Below are 4152 nucleotides of genomic sequence, written 5' to 3'. Positions count from 1 at the left end.
CCCTCAACGCCCTTATCCTCGCCTACGGCGACCGGATCGCCATCTAACAATCTCGATCACACCACAGGCCCAAACACGGAAATCGACACACTCCCGGGCTGACGTCGACCGCGATGAGGTCGCTGCTGTGCTGATGCGTATGCCCAGCGGGTCCGGGATGAGCGGACGGTGGCGGCGGGGATATTCGGCGGCGCAAGAGGGCTGAACCATCTCCGCATCTCCGCATCTCCGCAAACATGCCTCTGAGCTGGGCGAATGCTTGCGGAGATGCGGAGTGCTGGTGACCGGTCATCTCCGCAATCGGGTTCATCTCCGCACCGAGGTTGCGGAGATGCGGAGATCGGTGGTTGCTGATTCTCTGATCTCCGCAGGATGTTTTCGCTGGTGGTGGAGGGGTGGTGCGGCGTTGCGGAGATGCGGAGATGGTTCAGCGCTTTTTAGCCCTGGTGGCGTTCGACCCAGAACACGGCCCGGTCGCCGCGTTCGTTGCGGCCTGCCCGGATGACGTGGTCGCCTCGCCAGCGTCCGGCTTGTCCGGTGAGGAGTCGGCCGAGTTGCAGCGGGTTGGGTAGGCGGCCGGCGGCGGTGGTGATGAACTGGCCGTCCCACGGGTCGTGGGCGTCGCTGCCGAGGTGCAGGGGTTCGGCGTCGCGGCGGAGGTCGGCGGCGGTCACGGGTCGACCGGCGTGGCGCTCGTGCCAGGTGGTGAGGAACGCGCGCCAGCGCGTTTCGTCTTCATCGATTTCCCGTACTTCGGCGGCGTTGGTGAGGAACCCGTCGATCCCGTGGTGGGCGAGGAATCCGCCGAGGGCTTGCGCCCAGGGGGTGAACTGGCGCATCGACAGGCCGGTGACCTTCGGTGCTCCTTGCCGGGTCCAGTCGAGCACCAGCACCAGGAGGTGCCACAGGACGGTGAGTTGGTTGGCCGGCATCGTGATCCACTGGTCGAGGTGCGGGATGCCGAATCCGGTTTGGTCGCGCAGTTCGGGGCGGGGCATGTCCGGGTCGAGGTGCACGCGGACGGTGCGGGAGGCCATGTCGCCGCCGACTTGCAGGTTGTTGCCGGTGGCCATCCACAGCCGGTCGTTGACGGTGGCGATGTTCTTTGATGCGCCGAGCTGCCGGTCGGACCAGACGCCGTTGGTGACGAGTTGGGCGAGCACGGCGGAGTCGATGACGGTGCCCTCGGCGAGGTTGTCCCAGATGACCACGCCGACCTGCTCGGCGAACACCGCCGTGATGGACTTGCGCAGTTCCTCATCGGCGTAGGCCCAGTTCATGACGCGCTGCCCGTAGAGCATCCCCGGCCCGGCAGTCAGGATCGTTTTGCCGGATGAGGGCATGGCGGCGTCGATCAGCGCGAACGGGGTCAGTGAGCGGGTGAAGTGCCGCAGGATCGGCGTGGCCAATAGGGCTACGTAGTTGGCGCGGTCCGCCGCACTAGCCCAGGGGAAGTCGCGCAGGAACCGGCCGAGCAGGAACGCGCGGGCCTCGGCGACCTGCTCGGCGGTGGGTGCGTCGGGCACGGTGGGTAGGGCGACTTTGGAGGCGAGGTAGAGGCCGGTGGTGCGGTCGTAGCCGGGGGTCTGCAACAGGGTGCCGTCGCGGCGTAGCACGGGAGCGCCGATGATCCCGCGCAGCGGCGCCACACCCGGCCACGTCTTCCCCGCCAGCACCGACGACAGCACTTCCCGAGACGGGGTGGTCTCTTCCTCGTAGGGTTCCGGGTCGCCGCCGTCGCCCTTGCGGGTGCGCATCCGGTAGACGTAGGCGTGTTCGGCGAGCAGCCCGGCCAGGCCGGCGGGGTTGATGACGCTGGCCGACACCGGCAACGGCGAATCCTCATCAGCAGCCGGCGCGAGATCCCCGGACACGGCTTCCATGTGCACCAGTTGCCCGGCGGACACATACGTGTCCGGGAGCAGCCCATCCACCAACGCGGCTTTGAGCGCCCGGATGCTTTCCGGGCCGGTGCCAACCTTCAACCGGGTGGCGCTCATGCCGCCTCCCGAATGCTGCTCAGGCGGCGCGGCTGGCGCGCACCCACGCGCAGCCCGGAGGCGATCGTGCGGGCCACCTCGCCGGGCCGTAGCCCGAGAGACAGAGCGACCGGTTTCAGGACGGCGGTCACGTCATCGCCGGTCAGCGCTCCCCCGGCGGCGAGCTGCCCGAGCGCCACCGCCGAGGCGAACAGGGCGTGATTGCGCTGCCCGTCCGGCGCGGCGGCCAGGTGGGCCACCTGCCGGCGGATCGCGGCGGCCAGGTAGCGGCCGCGCCGGTCGGCCGGCAGGCTCACCGCGGCTGCCTGCCGGGCCGGTCGCGGGGCTGGGGCGAGCAGCCCGGCCAGCCACGTCGGTAGCGGCGCGGGGTCGACGTCGAGGGCGACGGCGTAGGGGCGGCCGGCGACGGTGGAGCCGGCGGCGACGACGTAGCCGCCGTGGGCGCGGGTGTCGACCTTCCAGCCGAGGCCGCCCCGGTCGCCGGTGGTGTTGCGCAGCGCCGGGCTGGTGGCGGGGTGGTGGTAGTAGAGGTGGGTGCCGCCGCTGCCGGTGCTCACCGTGTAGGTGGCGTCGATACCGGTGCGCGGGCCGGCGTTCGGGCCGAACCCGTCGAACGGGTCGATCGGGGTGCCGTGCCGGTCGGCGAGGGTGGCGAACACCGCCCACCCGTCGCACGCTCCCGCCCAGTCGGGCGGTGGGGTGTCGTCGGGGTGCTTGGGCACGTCTAGGTCGACCACGACCAGACCGGACGGCCCGCACGCGATACCGATCCCGTAGGGGCGGTGCGACCACGCGCGGCGGATGCGGTCCGGGTCGCGGGTTGCGCGCTGCTCCCAGCCGGCGTGGCCGGTGTGGCAGCGCGGGTCGCGGCCGGTGCACTGGTCGGCGGTGTGGTCGGGGAACGCGGGTCGCTTGTCGTCGGGGCGTAGCGGGAAGACGTGCCAGCCGCGTGCCGCGTGGGCGAGCGCGGCGGTGAGCAGGTCGGGCATGGGGATCTCCTAGGCGGGTCGGCGGTTGGCGCGGGCGGCGTCGAGGTCGATCAGCGCGCCCGTCGCGTTGTCCGGGGTGCGGGTGGGCCGGCGTGGGGCGGCGGCGATGGTCAGGCGTAGGTAGAGCCGGTGGCGGCCGGAGTCGACGCCGGTCAGCGGCCACCGGGTGCCGTGCTGGGCGAGGTGACCGGCGGCGGTGAGGGCTGCGGTGGCGGCGTCCAGCTCGGCAGGCGTGCCGGTTAACCAGACTTCGAGGCCGCCGGTCAGGTGCGGGTCGCGCGGTGATGCGCCGTCGCGGCGCGGCCGGGGCGTCACGCTGCCCGCCCCGGTCGTGGCCGGGCCGCGATGGCGGCGCGGGTGACGGCCTGGCGCAGGTCGCCGAGCAAGCCGACCAACTGACGGCGGGCGGCCACCTCGCCGGCCGCGAGCGCGACGCGGACGCGTACCTCGGCGTGCTCGCGGCCGGCGGCGGTGCGCACGCGCACCAGCACGGCGCGGGCGTGACCCGGGATGTCGACCACGATTTCGGGTGAGCGGTGCTCGCCGAGGCCGCAGCGGTGGTCCCTGCCGCACCAGCCGGTGTGGCCGGCGGGGCGGTTCATCGGTGGGCCTCGGCGCGCAGCCGCCGGAAGACGTTGAACACGCGGCGCCCGGTGCGTAGCCGCAGTCCCCGGTCGCAGCGGCGGCAGGCACGCGGGCGGTGGAGGACGCGGGTGGTGGTGTGGCCGGTGCCGGCGCACCGCTGGCAGCGTTTGAACGGGCTGACCCAACACAGCATGGTGTAACCGAGCGTGACCAGCAGGGCGGACAGGAGGGTGACGCTAGCGAGGGTGAGCAGGGGGTCCACAAGTGCCTCCCGGGCCGGTTTTCGGGTGCGCGGGGCGGTGAGCTGCTATCTGCTAGGTCGCAGCTCATGATTCAGATCGGGTGCTAGCGGGGGTGCTAGCGCTAGCAGGTCGGGCCGCTAGCGCTAGCACCCTGGCGACCGGTTAGCCGGCGGACCGCCTCCGATCACGCTCCGCAATCGCGGCGAGCACATCGGTGTGCTTGATGCCGCGCCGGGTGACGGGCTTGCCGTCGATGCGGCGCCCCACGTCGCCGACCTTCACCAGCGGGTGCGGCTTGAGGGCGGTGGTGAGCTGCGCGGCCTCCCACCCGCTGTA

The 4152-nt window shown here is 72.0% G+C and carries 5 protein-coding genes; all 5 read right to left on the bottom strand.

Annotated features, from left to right (window positions below; translation table 11 throughout):
* Nucleotides 1-437 precede the first annotated feature (437 nt).
* From ACIA5A_RS30860 to ACIA5A_RS30840, 5 genes are read right to left on the bottom strand one after another with little or no spacing between them, the layout of a single operon-like run.
* Nucleotides 438-2000, bottom strand: coding sequence for a hypothetical protein (locus tag ACIA5A_RS30860; protein ID WP_396768303.1), 1563 nt, complete (start codon nucleotides 1998-2000; stop codon nucleotides 438-440).
* Nucleotides 1997-2989: a bifunctional DNA primase/polymerase gene (locus tag ACIA5A_RS30855; RefSeq protein WP_396768301.1), complete on the bottom strand. Its 993-nt coding sequence runs from the start codon at nucleotides 2987-2989 to the stop codon at nucleotides 1997-1999. The genes ACIA5A_RS30860 and ACIA5A_RS30855 overlap by 4 nt, the downstream gene beginning before the upstream one ends.
* Before the next feature lie 9 nt (nucleotides 2990-2998).
* Nucleotides 2999-3304 carry a hypothetical protein gene (locus ACIA5A_RS30850; RefSeq protein ID WP_396768299.1) on the bottom strand — a complete coding sequence of 102 codons (306 nt, stop codon included), beginning with the start codon at nucleotides 3302-3304 and terminating at the stop codon, nucleotides 2999-3001.
* Entirely contained in the window at nucleotides 3301-3591 is a 291-nt protein-coding gene (locus ACIA5A_RS30845; RefSeq protein WP_396768297.1) for a hypothetical protein, read from the bottom strand. The genes ACIA5A_RS30850 and ACIA5A_RS30845 overlap by 4 nt, the downstream gene beginning before the upstream one ends.
* A complete protein-coding gene (locus tag ACIA5A_RS30840) occupies nucleotides 3588-3836 on the bottom strand; it encodes a hypothetical protein (RefSeq protein WP_396768295.1) in 249 nt (82 codons plus the stop codon). The genes ACIA5A_RS30845 and ACIA5A_RS30840 overlap by 4 nt, the downstream gene beginning before the upstream one ends.
* Between the last annotated feature and the right edge of the window lie 316 nt (nucleotides 3837-4152).

Origin of the sequence: Micromonospora sp. NPDC051300 (assembly GCF_044455315.1) — a bacterium.
In the GTDB taxonomy this organism is placed as follows: Bacteria; Actinomycetota; Actinomycetes; order Mycobacteriales; family Micromonosporaceae; genus Micromonospora; species Micromonospora robiginosa.
The sequence above is the reverse complement of the archived record's forward strand: the minus strand, read 5'-3'. Positions and strand labels throughout refer to the sequence as shown.